This window comes from Burkholderia sp. AU16482 (assembly GCF_002223285.1).
GTDB lineage: Bacteria > Pseudomonadota > Gammaproteobacteria > Burkholderiales > Burkholderiaceae > Burkholderia > Burkholderia semiarida.
In genome coordinates, this window is the sequence record NZ_NKEY01000006.1 from 1,676,117 (window position 1) to 1,697,030 (window position 20,914).

The window sequence follows — 20,914 nt, forward strand, 5'->3', positions numbered from 1 at the left end:
CGACATGCGCCGCGCGGCATGGCCCGCTCAGCGAGCAGCGGCGCGCCTCGCCGGCGCACGCGCCACGATGGCAAGCGCGCACGCGTACGACGCGACGCCCAGCGCGAACGGCCATCCCGCCGCGGCCGCGCCACCGCCCGTGCGCGCGGCCGCGGCGAGCGCGGCCGACCCGAGGAGCGGCGCGATCGCCCCGACCAGACTGACGAGCGACGCGAGACCGCCCTGCAGTTCGCCTTGATGCCGGTCGGACGCATGGCGCGACAACTCGGCGCGCAGCGCGGGGTCGGCCACGAGTCCCAGTGCCTGGGCCATCATCCCCGCGTACGTGAGCCATGGAGACGAAGCAGCGAAATAGCACAGATACGCGACCGCACAACAGCCGTAACCCAGTGCGAGGATCGCTCGGTTGTCGACGCGCGCGGTCAACCGACGCACGAGATAGCGTTGCGACAGGGCCATCCCGACAGCGAGCGCGGCGAGCGCCCGCGACGCATCGATCACGCTCCATCCGTAACGCGCCTGGTTCGCGAGCACGAAGCAGCTCTGGAACACGCCGTATGCGGCCCAGGTCAGCAGTAACGCCAGCAGGTACGGACGCAGCGTTTGGTTGCCGAACAGCGCGCGCAGGCTGCCCAAAGGCTGCGCACGGCGCCAGTCGAACGTTCGCCGGTGCGCGGCAGGCAGGCTTTCCGGCAGCCACGATGCGACGTACGCCGCATTCAGCGCGGCCAGCGCGCCGGCGATCGCGAACGGCAGGTACGGGTCGAACGACGCGAGCCAGCCGCCAGCGACCGGGCCAGCCACGAGTCCGACCGCGATGACCCCGCCCGCGCTGCCGTACAGATGCGTGCGGCGCTCGCCGTCGCTGACATCGGCCAGATACGCCATCACCGTCGACACGTTCGCGGCGGCGGCACCGCCGAGCGCGCGGCCGATCAGCAGCGACGCCAGACCGCCACCGAACGCGACGGTCCAGTGGCTCGCCGCGATGCCGACGAGCGCGGCCAGCAGCACCGGGCGGCGTCCGTACCGGTCGCTGAGCGCGCCCAGCATCGGTGCGCACAGGAACTGCATTGCCGAGTAGGACGCGATCGCCGCGCCCAGCACGAGCGAAACGCGCGCGGGCGACAGGCCCGCGAGCCCCGCGACGAGCGTCGGCAGCACCGGCATCGCCAGCCCCGTGCCGAGAACGTCGAGCGCGAGGATCGCGAGCACCACGCGCACCGCGCGCGTGCCGCCGTGCCCGGCAGGCGGCGCGCCGTTGACGTGCGGTTGCGCGCTCATCGCTCGAACGCCTGCAGGCGATCGGCCAGCGGCAGCGCGATCGCATGGGCGTGCACGTCGGACAGGCACGTGAAGTGATCGCCCGGCACGTCAATGCATTCGACCGGTGCGCGACTGAATGCCTCCCAACCCCACGCGGGCGTCTGCCGGATCTCCGGCAGATTGATGCCCGACGGCATCGAATCGACCGCCCGGAACAGCACGAACGACCAGTCCGACGGTTGCTTCGGCGGGTCGTAAGCCATTCCGAACGCCGCGGCCGCGCGATAGACGTTGAAGATGCCGCCGATGCTGCCGTCGTCGGCGCGCGCGTCGATCAACCCGTGAGCCTGGAGCTGCGTCTTCAGGAAGCGCAGGCGTTCTTCGTGCGATGCGGCTTCGAGACGCGCCAGCATATCGCGCGTCACGTCGACTGGCTTGCCCGAGTAGCGTCCGAAAATGCCCAGCAGCGAACCGACTACCTGGGCATCGGTCGGCGTCGTCATGCGCAGGTACGGCGGCGCAGCGGAGTCGAACAACGCGATCAGGCCGGGGGGCTCCCCTTCGGCGTCGAGCCGTCGCGCCATCTCGAGCGCGACCTTGCCGCCGAGCGAATGGCCGCCCAGCAGATACGGCCCGTGAGGCTGAACGGTGCGGATGCAGCGCACGTAGTGCTCGGCCATCGCCTCGACGCTATCGTGCGGTTCGGCCTTGCCGTCGAGCCCGAGGCACTGCAGACCGTAGAACGGCCGCGCCGCTCCCATCGCGCGTGCGAGCGGCAGCACCTGGGTAACGTTGCCGCCCATGCCCGGTACGCAGAAGAACGGCGTCCCGGCACCGGTACGCTGCACGGGCACGAGGCAGTAGCGCACGTGCGCGTCATCCTCGCCGCGGGCCGTATCGGCCGCGTCCGGCGCGCCGAGCGACCGCGCCATCCGTTCGATCGTAGGCTCGTCCAGAAACTCGGCAAGCGTCAGGCAATTCGCAAAGCGCTCCCGCACGCGCGATATCAGCTGCGCGCCGAGCAACGAGTGCCCGCCCAGCGTGAAGAAATTGTCGGTCACGCCGGGCAGTTCGCCGCCCAGCAGCTCGCGCCAGAGTTGCGCCAGCTCGCGCTCGACGTCGTTGCGCGGTGCGATCCGCTCGTCGACGGCCGGCGCCGCATGCGCGTCGCCGCGCTCGCCGCGCGCATCGGTCCCGCCCGCGAGGCGGCGCAGCCACACCTCGATGTCCTCGGCCTTGTTCACCGCGATTTGCGCGCCATCGTGCGCGAGCGCGATGTCGAACACGCGGCAGCCCTCGTCGTTCAGCAGACCGTGGGCCGCGTCGATCGGCGTCTGGTTCGGATGAGCACGATCGTATGCGACCCGCATGCCGACCTCGGCCCAGGCATCCCAGTTGATCGAGACGACCGGCAGCCCGTCGTGGCGCGCCGCATGCGCGACCGCGTCGAGATACGCGTTCGCCGCCGCGTAGTCGGCCTGGCCGAGACCGCCGACGAGCGCCGCCAGCGACGAACACAGCAGCACGAAATCCGGCCGGTGCGCGCGCAGCGCATCGAGCAACGCGTCCGTGCCGAGCGTCTTCGGCGCCAGCACGCGCGCCCATGCTGCCGGCTCGCCGAGCTGGACAGGCCCGCTGGCCTCGATCCCCGCCGCGTGGATCGCTCCGTCGATGCGGCCGCAGCGTGCGGCGATATCCGCCAGCGCCGCGGCCCACGCGCGAGGTTCGCCGCAGTCGGCCTGCACGAGCGTCACGTCGGCGCCGAGCGCACGCAGCGCGGCAGTCGCCGCCGCGACGTCCGGCCGCGACGCATCGACCGTGCGCGATACCAGGAACAGGCGCGGCGCGGCGACTCGGCGCGCGATATGCTCGGCAAACGTCAACCCCATGCCGCCCAGGCCGCCCGTGATCACGTACGCGCCACCGTCGACCAGCACAGGCGTCGCGTCCACGTCGGGCAGCGCCCGGAAGCCCGGCTCGTGGAACGTGCCGTCGCGCAGCGCGAGCGTCGGCACGAGCGTCGGCACGAGCGGCGCCGGCGAGCCGGCGTCGGCGCGCGCAAGCAGCCCGCGCAGCGCCGCATGATCGGCATCGCCCGGCTCGGCCGGAAGATCGACGTGGCGACAGCGCAGATGCGCGAACTCCCGGCTCGCTGCACGCAGTGCGCCGACCAGCGCGGCTTGCACGCCGCTCGGCCGTTCGCCGGCACGCACGGCGCAGGCGCCCGTGGTGACGAGCGTCAGAACCGTGCCGGATGCGGCTTGCGGGCCGAACGTCTGCAACAGGCGCATCAGATCGTCGAAGCGCTCCACCGCCGAACCGCGATCGTCGGCGCCGACGCAATAGAGGATCTGCGCCGGCCGGGAATTCCGTTCGAACGCGCGCGCATGGCCGTAACCGTCGCCGGCCTCGGGCGCGTGCGTGCCGCGCGCATCCTCGTCGACCAGGATGCTGCCGTGCGGTGCATGCGTCGCGATCGCGTCGCGCATCGACTTGCCGCGTGCGACGATCGTCCAGGCCGCATCGGGCAACGCATCGCCGCGCGGCGGCAGTGCGGGCCGCCATGCGGGGCGCGAGCACCATGCGGCCGGCGACGAGCGGTCGGCCGCCGCCGCGGGCGCACGCTCGTCGCGCAGCGTGAAGCCCTCCACCTCGACGAGCGCGGGCCCGACGCCTCCCGCCTCGTCGAGCGCGAACAGCGTCACATCGAAGACGTTCTCGCGCACGCGGCGCGCATGGCTGAACAGCCGCGCGGTCAACGGTGCATGGAGCGACAGCCTGCGATAGTGGAACGGCAGCCGCGCGCCGCGGTTTTCCAGCGTCGACAGGAAACCGGTGGCCATGTCGAGCAACGCCGGGTGCAGCGGCGCATTCTCCAGGTCGGCCGCGAACGCGGGATCGAGCTCGAGCTGCGCGACCCCTTCGTCGTCGCCGAGCCACAACGCGCGGAAACAATGCCAGCGCGGGCCGAACAGCGCGAGCCGGTCGTCGAGCGCGGCGCGCGCGGCGGGACTCGCGAGCGTGTCCGCACGCTGCGCGCGCACGTGCTCGAACCGGGCCGGCGGAGCCGGCATCTGGTCGGCATCGGCGATCGTGCCTTGCGCGTGCACGGTCCACGCCGCCGCATCGTCCGCGGCGGCGGAGGTGACTGCGAAGTCCTGAACACCGCCGTCCGCGCCGCCGAAGCTCACGCGCACGATACGTGCGCCGTGCGCGTCGTCGAGCACGAGCGGCGCCGGGAAATAGACGTCGCTCAATGCAATCCGCGGCCCGTGTCCCATCCGCTCGAATGCGCCTCGCACGAGCTCGAGACAGCCGGTGCCGGGCAGCACCGGCTTGCCGTCGAACACGCGATGCTCGTCGACGACCCACCACGACGGCGGCAATGCAAGCTCGTACGTGCGCCGCCCGCCGGCAACACGCCGCCAGTGACGGTAAAGCGCCGGCGGCCCGCTTCGCTCGACCGGCGCGTCGATCCAGTGTCGTGTGCGCGCGAACGGATAAGCCGGCAGCGGCACGCGCCGCGCGGCGTTGCTGCCGCACGCGCGGCGCCAGTCGACGCGTGCACCCAGCCGCCACAATGTGGCGATCGCATGCGCGAAGGTCGACACGTCGTCCGAACGATCGCGCGGATGACGGCCGCAGCCGAGCACATCGTATGCCCGGCCGTCCGCTTCCAGCGCGGTGCGCAGCGTCCGCCCCGGGCCTACTTCGACGAGCAGCGGCGCATCGAACGCGTCGTGCAACGTCGCGATCCCGTCGGCGAAACGCACCGTGTCGCGCAGGTGCGATGCCCAATAGCCGGCGTGGTTGGAGGCGTCGAGCGACAACCAGGCGCCGGTGCGGTTCGATATGACGGGCACCGTGCTCGCCTGCACCGGAATCCGGGCGACGAAGGCCTCGAGCGCCTGCGCGGCCGCCGCCATCCGGTGCGAATGAAATGCGTGCGACGTCGCAAGCGGCTGGCTCTGCACGCCTGCCTCGGCAAGCGCTTGCCGCAGCCGCTCGATCGCCTCGGTCCCGCCGGCCAGCACGCACTGGTTGCGACCGTTGACGGCCGCCAGCTCCACGTCCGCGTCGAGCCAGCGCGCGCATGCGTGCTCGTCCAGCGCGACGGCAAGCATCGCGCCGCGATCGGCGGCCTGCATGAGGCGTCCGCGCGTCGCGACGATTGCGAGCGCATCCGCCAGCGTGTAGTAGCCGCCGACGCACGCGGCGACCAGCTCGCCGAGACTGTGGCCGATCAGCGCGTCCGGCTCGACACCGCGAGCGCGCAGCAGCATCGCGCACGAATAGTCGACGGCGAACAGCGCCGGTTGCGCGATACCCGTCTCGCGCAGCCCGGCGGACGCATCGGTCTCCCTGCCGGGGTCCGGGTACATGGCCGCGAGGATGTCGAGCCCGTGCTGCGTGCGCAGCAGCGCCGCGCATTCGTCCAGCGCGTCGCGGAATGCCGGTTCGCGTTCATAGAGCCCCTTCAGCATCCCGATATGCTGCGCCCCCTGACCGGGGAACATGAACACGACCGGGCGATTTTCCCGCGGCTCACCCGCCGGCGCATCCCACGGCGCGTCCAGCGCCGTGCATGCGGCCTCGCGCGTCGCGCACACGATCGTGTCGCGCACCGGCAATCGCGCACGGCCCGCGCCGAGCGAGAACGCGACGTCTGACAGCCGCGCGGACGACGCGCGCAGGTGCGCGGCCAGGCGGCGACGCATGCGTCGAAGCGCGGCCGGCGTGCGGGCCGACAGCGGCAGAACCTGCACGCCAGCATCGGGTGCGTCGGACGACGGCGACGGCCGCGGCGGCGGCGCCTCGACGATCACGTGCGCATTGGTGCCGCCGATCCCGAACGAGCTGACGCCCGCGCGACGTGGCCAGGGTGCATCGGGCCACGTGTACCGCTCGGTGTTGATATGAAACGGGCTGCCCTCGAGATCGATCTCGGGATTCGGTTTCGTAAAATATGGCATCGGCGGCACCTCGCCGTGCTCGACGGCGAGAACGGCCTTCACGAAGCCGACGATCCCTGCCGCCGCATCGAGATGCCCGAGGTTCGCCTTAAGCGAGCCGAGCGCGCACCGGCGGCCGGCCGGCCATGCGCCGTTCGGGGCATAGGCCTGCGTGAGCGCGCGGAATTCGACCGGATCGCCAAGCCGCGTGCCGGTACCGTGCGCTTCCACGTACCCGACCGTGTCGGCCGGCACGTCGGCATCCCGCAGCGCGGCCGCGATGACGCCGGCCTGCCCGGCGACGCTCGGCGCGGTGTAGCTCACCTTGCCGGCGCCGTCGTTGTTGATCGCCGAGCCCCGGATCACCGCATGCACGTGATCGCCGTCCTCCAGCGCCTTCGCGAGCGGCTTGAGCATGACGACCGCGCAGCCGCTGCCGCCCGTCGTGCCGGACGCATCGGCGTCGAACGGCCGGCACCGGCCGTCCGTCGAGATGATGCTGTCCGGCATGGGTCGATAACCGTAATACTCTGCCTCGAGCGACACGCCGCCGACGAGCGCCATCTCGCAGTCGCCCGCGCGCAGGCTCGCGCAAGCGGCATGCACTGCCACGAGCGAGGACGAGCAGGCGGTCTCGACGGTCACGGCCGGGCCGGCCAGGCCCAGCTTGTACGCGACGCGGGTGGCGAGGAAGTCGCGGCCGTTGCCGAGCAGCCACTGGATGTTCTCGAGCTTCAGTTCGCGTCTGCGCGGATAGACGTTGTCGAGCAGATAGTGGCTCGTGCCGGCGCTCGCGAACACGCCCACCCGGGCGCCGCGCGCGGCACCATAGCCGGCCGCCTCGGCAGCCTCCCACGCACACTCGAGAAACAGTCGCTGCTGCGGGTCCATCAGCGCCGCTTCGCGAGCGGAGTAGCCGAAGAACTCGGCGTCGAAGCCGTCCACGTCCTCGAGCCGGTTGCCGAGCCCGACGAAGTCCGGCTGCGCGCGCGTCTGCGCATCGACGCCGTGTTCGGCGAGCAGTTCGTCGCTGAAGTGCAGCGTCGACTCGACGCCGTCGAGCAGGTTGTCCCAGAAGGCCTGCAGATCGGGAGCGCCGCAGAAGCGGCCCGCCATCCCGATCACCGCGATCGCGCGATCGCTTGCCGGCGGCACGGCGGCCGGCGCATCGGCCGCGGCCGCAGCCTGCGCCGGCGCATCGTCGGCCTCGGCTTCGGCCACGCTCACGCGGTTACGCTCCAGGTGCGCGACCAGTGCGCGCAACGTCGGATGCTCGAACAGGTCGGCAATCGCGATCCGAGTCGCAAACGCGTCCTCGAGGCGCTTGCGCATCTCGACGATCCGCAGCGAATGCCCGCCGAGATCGAAGAAATTGCTGTCGGGCTCGACGTCGTCGCGTTCGAGCACGGCTTGCCAGATCGCTTTCACGTGCGCGAGGAGCCGGCGGCCGTCGGTCGGCACACGTTGGCCCTGCACCTTGGCAGCAGCTGCCGGTGGCGCCGAAGCATCGCCGGCCGGTGCGTCCGCGACGGGCGCGACGGGCGCGACGGGCGCGACAGGCGCGACCGGCCCGGCCGCCTGGGCGGCGAGCGCGTTGCGGTCCACCTTGCCGGTACGCGCGCGCGGCAGATCGGGCAGCCTCACGAGGCGCTCCGGAACAAGATGGGCCGGCAATTGCTGCGCAAGCCGCGTGCGCACCTCGCCTTCCGCGGGTTCGCCCACGTAGTAGCCGACCAGGATCCGATGCCCGTTCGCATCGAACGGCGCGAGCACGACGCCCTGCGTGATCCCCGGCAGCGCGTTCAGGCGCGCCTCCACCTCGCCCGGTTCGACCCGGAAGCCGCGGATCTTGACCTGCGCGTCCGCGCGTCCGACGTACGTCAGGCTGCCGTCCGGCTGGCGGATCACGTAGTCGCCGGTCCGGTAGCGGCGCGCGCCGGGCTCGCTTGAACGCGGATCCGGCACGAAGCGGCGCGCGGTCTCCTCGTCGAGGTTCAGGTAGCCGGCCGCCACGCCCTCGCCGCCGATGTACAGCTCACCGGGCACGCCGCACGGCAACGGATGGCCGTAGCGATCGAGCACCTCGAACGTCACGTTCGCCAGCGGTCGCAACACCAGCGCGCCGCGGGCATCCCAATAGTCGGTCGCCGATGCGTAGATCGTCGTCTCGGTCGGCCCATAACCATTGATGAAGCGCCGGCCTTGCGCCCACTCCCGCGCGATGTTCGCCGGACAGGCCTCGCCCGCGGCCACGATCGTCGCAAGCTCCGGCAACTCGGCGTACGGCAGCAGGCGTAGCGCGGTCGGCGTGATCTGCAGATGCGTGATCCGCTCGGCGCGCAGCAGCCCGAGCAGCTCGGGCCCCGGCAGCAGCCGGGCGGCGGGCGCGAACACGAGCGTCGCGCCCGACACGAGCACCGGAAACACTTCGCCGCACACGCCGTCGAAGACGGGCGAAAAATACTGCAGCTGGCGCGCGCCCGGATGCAGCCCGACGGACGCTGCGAATGCGTGCGCGGTATTGAGCAGGTTGCGCCGCGTCACCATCACGCCTTTCGGACGTCCGGTCGAGCCCGACGTGTAAAGCACGTACGCGAGATCGGTCGGCGCGTGCACGAGACCCGGCGCGCGCACGGCCGGCGCGCGGTCGTCGTCGATATCGTCGGCGATCAGTGTCGTCACGCCGAGCGCGGCGCAGCGCGCCGCGAGGTCGCGCTGGGCGACGACCAGCCGCACGCCGGCGTCGGCCACCGTGTAGCCGAGACCTCCGTCCACCGTGTCGTCGGGATTCAGCGGCACGAACGCGCAGCGCGCCTTCAGCGCGCCGAGCATGCCTGCAACGAGATAGGGATGGCGTCCGGTGAACAGCCCGACATGCGTGCCGGGCGTCGCGCCGTGCGCGCGCAGCGCGCCGGCGATCCGGTTCGCGAGCTGGTCGAGCTGCGCGTAGGTCCAGCGCCGTGCGTCGAACTCCAGCGCAATCGCGTCCGGCGTCGCCGCCGCGTGCGCTTCCAGTTGCGCGATCACGTCACCCGTCGCGCCGAAATCGCGCCGCGGCCCACGGCACGCGTCCGTCAATGCCGCGTATTCGTCGGCCGGCAGCATCATCACGTCCGACACGGTCTGGCCGGCATCGGCCAGCAGATTGCGCAGCAATTCGCCGAAATGGCGCGCGAGCCCGCCCACAAATGCGCGCGCGTAGCGTGACGTACGGTACTTGAAGCTGCCGCCGAGCGATGCGCCGTCGAATGCGCGCACTTCGACCATCAGGTCGAGCTTGACGTCGGCGGGCGCGACCGCGAGCTCGTCCACCGCCAGCCCCGCCAGGTCGAGCGCCTCGGGCGCCGCACTCTGCACCACCAGCCCGATCTGGAAGAACGGGTGCCGACCCGGCGCGCGAGCCGGATTCAGCGTTTCGACGAGATGATCGAGCGGCACCGACTGTCCGGCGCCGGCCTCGAGCAGCATGCGCCGACTTGCTGCGATAACGTCCCCGAGTCGCATCGGCGCGTCCAACTGCAACCGTACCGGCAACAGATTGACGAAGAACCCCATCAACGCTTCGGCATCCGGATGATCTCGTCCCGCGAACGGGATGCCGATCACGATATCGTCCTGCCCGGTGTAGCGATGCAGCAGGACCGCGAGCGCCGCGTGCATCACCATCGTCGGCGTGCAGTTCAGCCGCTCGCACAGCCGCTTCAGCTGCGGTGCGCACGATGCGGGCAACGCGAAATCGACGTAATCGGCGCCCGGTGCGCCGGCGCCCGGCGCGTCGGTCCGCTCCGGCAGCGGCAGCGCGGACGGCAGATCGCTCAGGCGCTCCCGCCATGCGGCGACGGATTCCGCAAAACCGCTCGTCGCCGTCCGTGCGCGCTGCCACGCCGCGTAGTCCTGATACTGCAACGCGGGCTCGCACGACGCGAGCGCCTCGCCTGCGGCGCACGCCCGATAGGCTTGCGCCAGCTCGCGGCGCAACAGCCCGCTCGACCAGCCGTCGTACGCGATGTGATGCAGCACGATGCACAGCACGTGTTCGTCCGGCGAGACGCGCAGCAGCAATGCGCGGATCGGCCACTCGCGGTCCAGCTCGAACGGACGCGCCGCTTCGCGCGCGAGTCGCTCGTTCACGCGCCCCGGCTCGATCGGCTCGACGACGAACGGCACCGGCGCCGGGGCGTCGATCTGCGCCAGCGGCTCGCGGCGCGGATGGCCGGCATCGTCCACCCACGCCTGCACGTCCGCGGTGAAGCGCGTTCGCAGCACCTCGTGGCGCCCGACCACGCGGTTCAGCGCCGCTTCGAGCGCGTCTCGATCCAGGCGGCCGCGCACACGGAACACTTCCGGCATGTTGTACGCCGCGCCCGGCTCCGCCTGCCGGGCGAACCACATACGCCGCTGCGCGAACGACAGGCGCCGGCGCTCGTGGCCGTCCGCGCGCGGAATCGGCGCATCCGCGCGAGCGGCCACGCCTTCCCGGGCAGCCGACATCATGTGCTCCATCACGCGCTCGGCAAGCTGCTCGATCGTGGGCCGCTCGAACACGTCGGCCACCTTCAATTTCACGCCGAACGCATCGTGGACGCGCGTCAGCGCCTGCGTGACGAGCAGCGAATGGCCGCCTCGCTCGAAGAAATTGTCGTGCACGCCGATGCGCGTCGTGCGCAGCAGCGCCTCCCAGTCCTGCGCAAGCCGCGCCTCGAGCGGGTTTCGCGGCGCGACGTACGCATGCGCGAGCGCATCCCAGTCCGGATCGGGCAAGCGCTTGCGGTCGATCTTGCCGTTCGGCGACAGCGGCAGCGCCGGCAACAGGACCAGCGCACGCGGCACCATGTGCTCGGGCAGCCGCGCGCGCAGATGCTCGAACAACGCTTCCCGGGTTGCCCCCGCATCGGCATAACCGACCAGTTCGAGCTCGCCGCCCGGCGCCCCGCGCGCCACGACCGCGCATTCGCGCACGCCCGGATGCTCCGCGAGCACGCTTTCGATCTCGCCGAGCTCGATCCGGAAGCCGCGAACCTTGACCTGGTTGTCGAGCCGGCCGATGAACTCGATCGTGCCGTCCGCCAGATGCCGGCAAAGATCGCCGGTGCGGTAGAAGCGGCGGCCGCCCGGATCGGACACGAAGCGCCCGTCGGCATCGAACCCGCCGACCGGGAAACGTTCGCGGGTCAGCTCCGGCCGATTCAGGTAACCCGACGCGACGGCGCCGCCGCCGATCAGCAGTTCACCGGGCACGCCGAGCGGAACGAGATTCAGTGCGTCGTCGACCACGTACATCGACGTGTTCGGCAACGGCGTGCCGATCGGCATGCTGCGCTCGGACTCGTACCACGCGTCGCGCGGCTCGAAGGTCGCGCTTTCGCACGTGGCTTCCGTCACGCCATACACGCTGAGCACGCGAGTATCCGGCGCGCACAGCGCGCGCAGCTTGCGGTACTCGTGGACGAACCAGACGTCCGCACCGCACGTGACCGCCTGCACCCCGTCCAGGCGCTTGCCGCTGCGTTCGAGATATTCGATCATCTGGCGCACGACGGCCGGCACGAATTCCATCACGGTCGCACGCTCGCGCTCGATCAGCGCATGTAGCGCCTGCGCATCGGTCAGGCTCTCCCTTGGGCACATGATCAGCCGCCCTCCCCCGCCGAGGCCGCGAATCACGTCGCTCATGAACACGTCGAACGTATGGTTCGCCATCTGCAACACGGCCGTCACACCCGGCTGCGTGCGGCCGTAAGCTGCCTCGAATGCATGAAACAGCGACATCCAGCTCCCGTGCGAAACCTCGACGCCTTTCGGGCGACCGGTGGAGCCCGACGTGAAAATCACATAGGCGATGTCGTCGGCGGTCGTCATCGCTCCATCGGGATCGAAGCCCGCGAGCGGTGCGCCCGGCTCGCACACAAGCGCTTCCATCGCGATCGCGGTGCAATCGAACCCTGCGCCATCGCACGGATGTTCGACGACGATCGCCGCCGGCGCCACGTCGGCGATCAGTGCATCGCGTCTCGCGTCGTCGGGCGACACCGGCACGAACACGGCGCCGGCCTTGTGGATCGCGAGCAGCGCGACGACCACGTCCGGACCATAGCGCCGCAACACGACGACGCGATCGCCGCGCCGCACGCCCGACGCCCGCAATTGCGCGGCCAGCGCCGTCGCTCGCGCGTCGACGTCCGCGTAGGTGGCGCGCCGCTCGCCGTATACCAGCGCCAGCGCACCGCCGTCGCGCTGCGCCGCCTGCTCGAACGCGCGGTGAAACGGCACGAATGGGCGGCCCGGGTCTCGCGCGCCGTCGTTCGCGAGCGCCAGCATCGCGGCCGCGGCCTCGCGCGACAGCAGCGGCGCCGCGTCGATCCGCGCGTCGGGGTCGGTCACCAGGCAACGCAGGATGCGCACGAGGCTGTCGGTCATCTGCTCGACGAGCGCGCCGCCGAGCAGGTCGCAGTCGTACTCGAACGCTGCACGCATGCCGTCGCCGGCGAGTGCCAGCGTGAGGCTGAGATCGTACTTCGCGGTGCAGGAGTCCAGCGTATGCATCCGCGCTTCGATTCCGGCGCCGAAGTCCACCTCGAACCCTTCGGCCGCGAAATCGAACAGCACCTGGAATATCGGCGCATGAGCCAACGAACGCGGCGGCTGGACGGCTTCGACGATCTTCTCGAACGGTACGTATGCGTGCTCGAGCGTGTCCAGCACCGTCGCACGCACGCGTTCGAGCACGTCGGAAAAAGTCGGCGTGCCCGATACGTCGACCCGGTTGGGCAGTGTGTTCACGAAATAGCCGATCACGTCGTCGCGCTCGAGCGCATAGCGATTCGAAATCGGCGATCCGATCACGATGTCGCCCTCGTGCGTATAGCGGCGAAGCAGCACCGCGAACGCCGCGAGCCCGACCATGTACATCGACAGGCCGCGCGCCCGCGCGACCTCCTTGAGCCCGTTGGCCACATCGAGCGGCACATCGAATTCGATCCGGCGCCCGTTGAAGCGCCGCGCGGCCGGCCGCGGATGATCGAGCGGCAGCGGCAGCACGGCAGGCGCGCCCGACAGCCGGGCCTGCCAATGCGCGAGGCCGGCGGCGAGATCCGCGGATGCGGCGTTCGCATCGGCATGCAGGCCGTCGTCGAGCGGCGCGGCGTCCGGTTCGCGGCCGTGCGCGAGTTCGGCATACGCCCGCGCGAGTTCATCGAGGAACAGCTGCAGCGAACGGCCATCGAACACGATGTGATGCACGGTCGCGACGAGACGGTAGTCGTCGTCGGCCACCCGCGCGAGCGTCGCACGCAACGGAGCATCGCGCTCGAGGTCGAACGGCGCGCGCGCCTGCTCGCTCTCGAGTTCGGCCACGCTCGCCGCAGGATCAGGCAGGCTCGATAAGTCGACGCGCGTCAGTGCGGCCGGCGCGTCGACGATCTGCGCGACCGGCTGGCCGCCGCGGCTCGGAAACCGGCAGCGCAGCGCGGGATGCCGCCGCTGCACGACGTCGAGCGCGCGCGCGAGCACATCGGGGTCGACACGGCCGGACAGGCGCAACGAGAACGGGACGTTGTAGGTCACCCCGCCACGTTCGAACTGATTCAGGAACCACAGGCTCTGCTGAGCCGCGGACATGCCGGTCGGGCCGGCGGCGATGGACTGGACGGACGTTTCCGCCGGACTTGCGAGATCCATGCATTGCTCCAGGATGGAAGGCGCGCGCCGGTCGGCGCGCGCGGAGGTGCTTCGAGGATGGGAAAGGTTCGGCCGGGCCGGCCGCGGGTCAGACGGCCTGGCCGGCCGCCACGGCGGCGGCCGGCGTCGCGTGGGCCGGGCTGTCGGACAGCGCGCCGGCGAACGACGCGACCGTCGGGAAGCGGAACAGCGTGTCGAGCGACACGCGCCGGCCGAGCGTCTTGCCGAGGCGCGATACGATCCGCATGCCGGCGAGCGAGTGGCCGCCGATCGAGAAGAAGTCCTGCTCGCGCTCGATCACGTCGAGTTTCAGCACGTCGGCCCAGACTGCGGCAATCGCCTCTTCCAGCGCACCGGTCGGTGCGGTGCGGCGCACATCCTCCCGGGCGCCCGCGTCCGTTTCCACGGGCGCGAGTGCGTCGAGCAGCGCGCGCTTGTCCAGCTTGCCGCTGGCCGTCAACGGCAGGCGCTCCACGACGTGGACGCGCGCGGGCACCATGTAGTCGGGCAGGATATCGACCAGTGCGTCGCGCAGCGCGGCCGCGGAGGGCGTCGCGCCGCGCGTGGCCGTGACGAACGCCTCGATCCGCTTGTCCGCCCCTTGCGCGACCACCACCACCGCGCACTGGGCGACGCCGTCCAGTGCCCGCATGGCCTGCTCGATTTCGCCCGTCTCGATCCGAAACCCGCGAATCTTGATCTGGCTGTCGCGCCGGCCCAGGAACTCGACGCAACCTTCGGCGGTCCAGCGGCCGATGTCGCCGGATCGGAACAGCGTGCGCCCACTCAACCACGGCAGGGTGACAAAGCGTTGCGCCGTCAGGTCGGGCCGCTTCAGATAGCCGTCCGTCACGCCGCCGCCCACGTACAGTTCACCGGGCACGCCTGGCGCGGCCAGATTGCCAAACACGTCGATCACGTACAGGTCGCGATGCGAAATCGGCCGACCGATCAGCGCGCGCGCATCGATATCCTCCGGGCGTTCGAGCGTATATGCCGTCGTGAACACGGTGCCTTCGGTCGGCCCGTAGCACACCGTGAGCGCCCGCCCGCCTGCCGCGAAGAAACCGCGCATCGCGTCGGTCGACACGACGTCGCCGCCGGTCAGCACCTGCCGCGCGTGCCGCAGCGCTTGCGGATGCTGCGCGACCATCTCCTGGAACAACGCGGAAGTGAGCCATATCACGCTCGCCTGCGACGACACGAGCGTATCGGCAAGATCCTCGAGGCTCGCATGCGTGCCAGGCTGCACGATCAGTTGCGCGCCGTTGAGCAGCGCGCCCCAGATCTCGAACGTCGACGCGTCGAACGCGAGCGGCGCGAACATCAGCACGCGGTCGTCCTGCCCGATCTTCACGCAGCTGTCGCTCGTCAGGAAATTCACCACGTCGCGATGGCGGCTCGGCGTCGCCTTCGGCTCGCCGGTCGAACCGGACGTGAACATGTAGTAGCACGGCGCGTCGATGCCTGCGTCGGGCCTGCCGGCATCGCGGATCCCGGCGTACGATCCGAGCGGCACGCGATCGACGCAGTGGGTCGCGACACCGTCGGCGAACGGCGGCGCGTCCGCGTCGACCAACACATGCTCGACTCCGGCTGCACTGACCTGCCAGTCACGACGCGCGGCCGGCAGTGCCGCATCGAGCGACAAATAGCAGGCCCCCGCTTTCAGGATGCCGAGCAGCGCACCCACCTGCGCGGGCGAGCGGGCCATGCTGACGCCTACCACATCCCCAGGCCGCACGCCGCACGCGATCAGGTGCGCGGCGACCTCGCTTCCTTTCGCATCGAGTTCCGCATAGGTCCATACGGTCTCGCCGCACCGCACCGCGGGCGCATCGGGCCGTTCGGCCGCCCAGCGCTCGACGAGCGCATGCAGCGTCGCTTCCCGGTACGGCGGCCGCGCGCCTTCCGCCTGCCGGCGCAGTGCGGCGATCTCGCCCGGCTCGCCCACAGCGTCGGCGGCGCCGATGCGCATGTCGAGCGACAGCGCGGCCGCATCGACCAACCGTTCGACCGCCCGCGCGAACGACGCGACAGTCTGCGCCGACAACCCTTCGGAGGTATAAACCGGGGTCGGCGTCGTGCCGCCTGGCGTAACGCACAGCAGCGCGTCGATGCGGGTGCGACCGCCCTGCGTCGCGGCGTGCGACGCGGGCGAGTCGTACGTCACGGCGAACGTCGACTGGAAGCCCGGCGCCGTTGCATGGCCCGTACCCGCGCGCCATTCGGCCGTCGCGACATCCAACGCCTGCGGTGCGCGTGCATGACGCTCAACTGCCTGTCGCCACGCGCGCCCGGCCATTCCGGACAATTCGGCGAATGAGGCGGACGGGTCGACGTGCAGCGCGACCGGCAGCGGCACGGGCAGTGTGCGACCGTCGATGTCCGATGCAAGCCCGATCACGACATCGAGACTGCCGCTGAAGCGCGCGAGGGCCGCCGCATGCAGCGCGAGCGACGCAGCGGCCGGCGCGATCCCGCTCGCGTCGCATGCCGCGTCCAACTGCATGAGCGACTCGGCGCCGCTGGCCGGGTCCTGCCGCCCGGTGTAGAACTCGACGGGCGGCGTCCCGGCAGGTGCATCCGCGATCAGCTCGCCCACCTCCGTGTCGAGTTGTGCGCGCCAGAACGCGACGTCCGCGTCGCCGGCCACGGGCTGCGCATCGTCCGCGCCACCGGCCGGCGCGCCCGCAAGCGCGCCGAGACGGCGATCGGGATCGTCGAGCCAGGCATTCGCGGTCGCGAAGAACGCATTCATCAGCGCGAGCACATCCGCCTCGGCCGCCGCGGACGTCGAATATTCGAGCATGAAGCGCCCACCGGCTTCGGGGCGCGTCTCGTCGTCGAACACGACTATCACGTTCAGATCGAACTTGGCCGAACCATTGCTGAGCCCTTCGAGAATGTCGACGTCCAGCCCGTCGAATTCGAGCTTGCGCGTCATCGAATTATGGAAACTGAACGCGACCTGAATGTACGGCAGCAGATTCGTCGCGCGTTCGGGCTGAAGATCGGCGACCATGCTCGAGAACGGCACGTGCGAATGCGAGCATCCGGCGCGGATCTCGTCCTTCACGCGGTCGATCAGGGCAGGCCATTGCATGTCGGGCGACAGTTCGACGCATACCGGCAGCATGTTCACGAGCATGCCGATCGTGTTCTGAATCCCCTGGACGTCTCGATTAGCGACGGCCGTGCCGACGATCTGGCGTGTATTGCCCGAGCGCGCGGCAACCACGGATGCAAACACCGAGAACATCGTCTCGAACAGCGTTGCCTTGCGCTGCGCCGCGTAATGCTTCAGGCGCGTGGCCAGCGCGGCGGGGAACGGCACCGATACCGAACTGCCAACGAAATCGAGATTCGCGACCGGCGCGCCGGCGCGCGGGAACGGCGAATGGCCGTAAGGGGACCATGTCCGCAGGCGTTCCCGCCAGTACGCGCGTCCCGCGAGGCCGGCCGTCGATTCGAGCCACGCACGTTCGAACTCGCAATAGTCGATGAACTGAATGACCGGCTCGAGCGGCGCAAGGTCCTGCCTGCCACGCTCCGCGTTGTAGAAGTGACTCAATTCGCGCAGGAACAAACGAAACGACCAGCCATCGTGAATCAGGTGGTGCTCGATGTGCAGCAGCGCATGATCATGCTCGCTGCGCTTGAACAGAACCCAGCGCACCAGCGGCAGCGTGCCGACGTCGATCTTGGCGCCCGTTTCTACCCTGATCAGCGATTCGATGTACGCGTCGCGCGCGTGCTCGGCCGTCTTCGACATGTCGACGACGGGCACCGTGACGGGCCATGCGGGTTCGATGCGCTGCACCGGCTCGCCGTCGTGCTCGACGAATACCGTCGACAGGCTCTGATGGCGCTGAACGAGCCGCCCGAGCGCACGCTCGAGCGCGCCGATGTCGAGAGCGCCGCGCAGGTTGAGGACCGCCTGGAAGTTGTACGCGATGCTGTCCGGCACCAGCATCTCGAGAAACCACGCCTGCTCCTGCGACATCGACAGCCGCGCCTCCGTTCCCGCCGGGTAGCTGCGGCCGGCGGATTCGCTCAACCGATCAAGGACATTGCCCGTCTCATCGAAATGTTTGCTCACGACCACTCCCTTGTTTTCTCGTTGCTGAAAATTGGCATGCGACCGTACTCGATCGACATGCCTGAAAGTCCGAATCACAATGGAAGAAGAACACGGGACATGGCCGTCTCACAACCTGCGAAATTTCACTGTCAATTTCCACAGCGAAATTTCACAGATGCTGTGCAAAACACGTTCGTATAACTTGGTTCGCATTTCAAAACAGGCAAGGAATCGATATGCGCGAACAGAATACGGGCGTGTTGAGGAAGTTCCGGATAAGCGCCGTACTCAAGGCCGATCTCGACCCGCTGTACCGGAAGAACAACTGGCGCGGGCTACTGGGCTGGATGGGCGACCTTGCGACGATCGCCGGCGCGATCTGGATGACAAGGCTGACGCCGTACGCGTATCCGCTGACCGTGCTGATCGTCGGATCCCGCCAGCGCGCACTCGCGTCGCTATTGCACGAAGCGGCGCATCTGACACTCGCACGCAATGGCCGCTTGAATCGTTTCATCGGCGAATATCTTTCCGGCCTCCCGGTTTTTCAGGATTTCGAATCGTATCGCCAGTCTCACGTCATGTCGCATCACCGGTTTCTCGGCGATCCGACGCGCGATCCGGACTACATCTACTATATCGACTCGGGCCTTCAGCGCGCCGAGGATCGATTCGAGTTCTGCTTCGGCCACGTGCTTCGTACCCTGATGTTGCTGAACGTGTTCAGCTACGCCAACTACCTCGTCCGTCATCGCGTTGCATCGCTGCTCAAATCGCGGCGTGGCGCGATAAAGCTGATCCTGGTCCATGCGTTCCTGTTCGCAGTCCTTGGCATTGCCACGAACCCCGCAGGGTACCTGCTCTTCTGGCTGATTCCGTACCTGACGTCGTTCCAGGTCATCGGGTGGCTATCCGAGGTATCCGAGCACTTCGGCCTGTTCGGCAGGGAAACCGACGAATTGCTGATGACCCGCAACCGATTTCCGTCATGGTGGGAACGCTGGTTCATCGGCATGCACGGCGACAATCTGCACCTCACGCATCATCTTCTCGCGGCCATCCCGTACTGGAACCTGCCTGCGGCCCACCGAATCCTGATGCGGGACGAACACTATGCGCGCGCCAACGCCCGCACCGGCGGAATCGTGTCGCGCGGAAGCCACCCGCTGTCGGTAATGGAACAGATCCTCGAAGGCTACAAGGCACCGGCCACCCCGTCTCACGCACCGCAGTCGAACTCATGAGCGTACGTGCAATCGTCCTCGTCGCCCGCATCGCCGCGGCCATGTCCACGCGGTCCTGCCGACAGGATCGACCGATCATGGCGGCACGCATGCGATCCCGTCGTGGTTTGCGCGCGCGGCAGCGTCGTTAGTCGAGAAGTCCGTCGGGCACCTGGCACGCGATTTCAGTCGCGATGCGGCACGAACACGGTGCCGTGTCGGCACCGCACGCTCGGCGAGCGGCTCGCGCCGCGAGTATCGGATCGACCACGTACGCCCGCCGGCGGCGCATCACGTCGGCCTGCGCGAGGTCGGCCATCCGGTGCCCGGCGGGCGTTTCAAAACAAAGAGGCAATCCGCGAGCGCCGATGTACGCGACGGGCGTCAAGATCACCTCCGGCAATCGCGCTCCGCCGCGCCCATCGCCTCGCCGATCACGCTTGCTTCACTCCCCGCTGCGCGCCGCATCGAAGTGCAATAACTGACAGTTTCTCGTCCGGGCGCTTTTCATTAGATTGGCGACACGATCCCTGCAAAGCCCGCGCCCCGACATGACTCTCATCGCCAGCGAAGCACAGCACACGACGACCGCCGCGTACCGGGACATCGCCGAACGCCATGCGCGTTCCGCCCCTTGCGGCGCCTTCCATCGCGACGCATGGGATGCCTTGTCGGACGCGGGACTGTGGCGCCTGCCGGTACCGCGCGAACTCGGCGGCGCGGGCGGCACATGGCACGACTTCGTCGATGCCTTCGAAGCGGTCGCCGCGGCGCTGCGCTCCGTCGGCTTCGCGATGGCGCTCGCCAATCAGGCGACCCTGATTCGCGCGATCGTCGCATACGGTTCCGACGCGCAGCGCACACGGCATCTGCCGTCGCTGCTGTCCGGCGCCATCGGCGCCACGGCGATCTCCGAGAAAGGTACCGGCACCGAAGTGCGCGCGCTCGAAACGTGCCTCGTTCGCGACGGCGACCACTACCGGCTCGACGGCCACAAGTACAACATCAGCCACGCGCCCGAAGCGCGCCTGATGATGATCGTCGCGACGCTGACCGGCGACGGCAAGCCGGCCACCGCGCTGGTGCTGATCGATCCCGAACGCGCGGGCGTGCGGCGCAGCGCCCCGCAGGCGACGTTCGGCGTCGCGGATCTTCCGATCGGCGATCTCGCGCTGTCCGGCGTGCGCGTCGACGCCGACGAACTGCTCGGCACGCCCGGCGACGGGCTGCGCCTGCTGATGGACATCGCGTCGATGAATCGCGCGCTGTTCGGCCTGCTGTGCGCGAACGTCACCCAGCCGTTTCTCGCCGACGCGCTCGCGCATGCCAGCGGCCGCAAGACGCTCGGCGTCGCGCTGGACGCCCATCAGCACGTGCAGCGCCGGCTGGTGGACGTCCAGGTCGGCATCGAACGCACGCGCTGGACGGCGCGCGCGGCGCTCGATCAACTCGTCGGGCAACGTCCCGAGGCGCTCGCGAACTGTTCGATCGCGAAGCTCGCGGGCGCGCGCGATCTCGCGCAGGCCGCGCTGCACCTGCTCGCGATTCACGGCAGCGACGGCTACCGGCGCGGCCCACTCGCCACCTTCGTCGCCGACGCGCTGGCGATGGGCTCGGCCGGCGGCACCGAGGAAATGCATTACCGCAACATCTTCAGCCAGATGCAACGACGCGCGGCCGCCACGGCGCGCGCGGCGTGAGCGTTCACCCTT

Annotated in this window: 6 protein-coding genes; 2 read left to right on the forward strand and 4 right to left on the reverse strand. The window is 69.7% G+C overall.

Annotated features, from left to right (window positions below; all coding sequences use genetic code 11):
* Positions 1 to 27: 27 nt before the first annotated feature.
* The 3 genes from CFB35_RS24935 to CFB35_RS24945 all read right to left on the reverse strand — a co-directional run bounded on the left by CFB35_RS24935 (position 28) and on the right by CFB35_RS24945 (position 17,997).
* A complete protein-coding gene (locus tag CFB35_RS24935; RefSeq protein ID WP_059584627.1) occupies positions 28 to 1,284 on the reverse strand; it encodes an MFS transporter in 1,257 nt (418 codons plus the stop codon).
* A complete protein-coding gene (locus CFB35_RS24940; RefSeq protein WP_089465691.1) occupies positions 1,281 to 13,895 on the reverse strand; it encodes a hybrid non-ribosomal peptide synthetase/type I polyketide synthase in 12,615 nt (4,204 codons plus the stop codon). Before CFB35_RS24940 ends, CFB35_RS24935 begins: the two co-directional genes overlap by 4 nt.
* A gap of 88 nt (positions 13,896 to 13,983) precedes the next feature.
* Positions 13,984 to 17,997, reverse strand: a complete 4,014-nt coding sequence (locus tag CFB35_RS24945; protein WP_089465799.1) for a non-ribosomal peptide synthetase — start codon at positions 17,995 to 17,997, stop codon at positions 13,984 to 13,986.
* A 218-nt stretch (positions 17,998 to 18,215) separates the two neighbouring features.
* On the opposite strand from CFB35_RS24945, the gene gntB reads away from it, so the two are divergent.
* Positions 18,216 to 19,223: a guanitoxin biosynthesis L-arginine gamma (S) hydroxylase gene (gene gntB / locus CFB35_RS24950; RefSeq protein ID WP_059639809.1), complete on the forward strand. Its 1,008-nt coding sequence runs from the start codon at positions 18,216 to 18,218 to the stop codon at positions 19,221 to 19,223.
* Positions 19,224 to 19,350: 127 nt separating this feature from the next.
* On the opposite strand, the gene CFB35_RS34595 is transcribed toward gntB, so the two are convergent.
* Complete coding sequence (locus CFB35_RS34595; RefSeq protein ID WP_124657746.1) at positions 19,351 to 19,590, reverse strand: hypothetical protein; 240 nt, start codon at positions 19,588 to 19,590, stop codon at positions 19,351 to 19,353.
* A 163-nt stretch (positions 19,591 to 19,753) separates the two neighbouring features.
* Here CFB35_RS34595 and CFB35_RS24955 point away from each other — a divergent pair, with 163 nt between their 5' ends.
* Positions 19,754 to 20,902, forward strand: coding sequence for an acyl-CoA dehydrogenase family protein (locus CFB35_RS24955; protein WP_089465692.1), 1,149 nt, complete (start codon positions 19,754 to 19,756; stop codon positions 20,900 to 20,902).
* Positions 20,903 to 20,914: the final 12 nt, after the last annotated feature.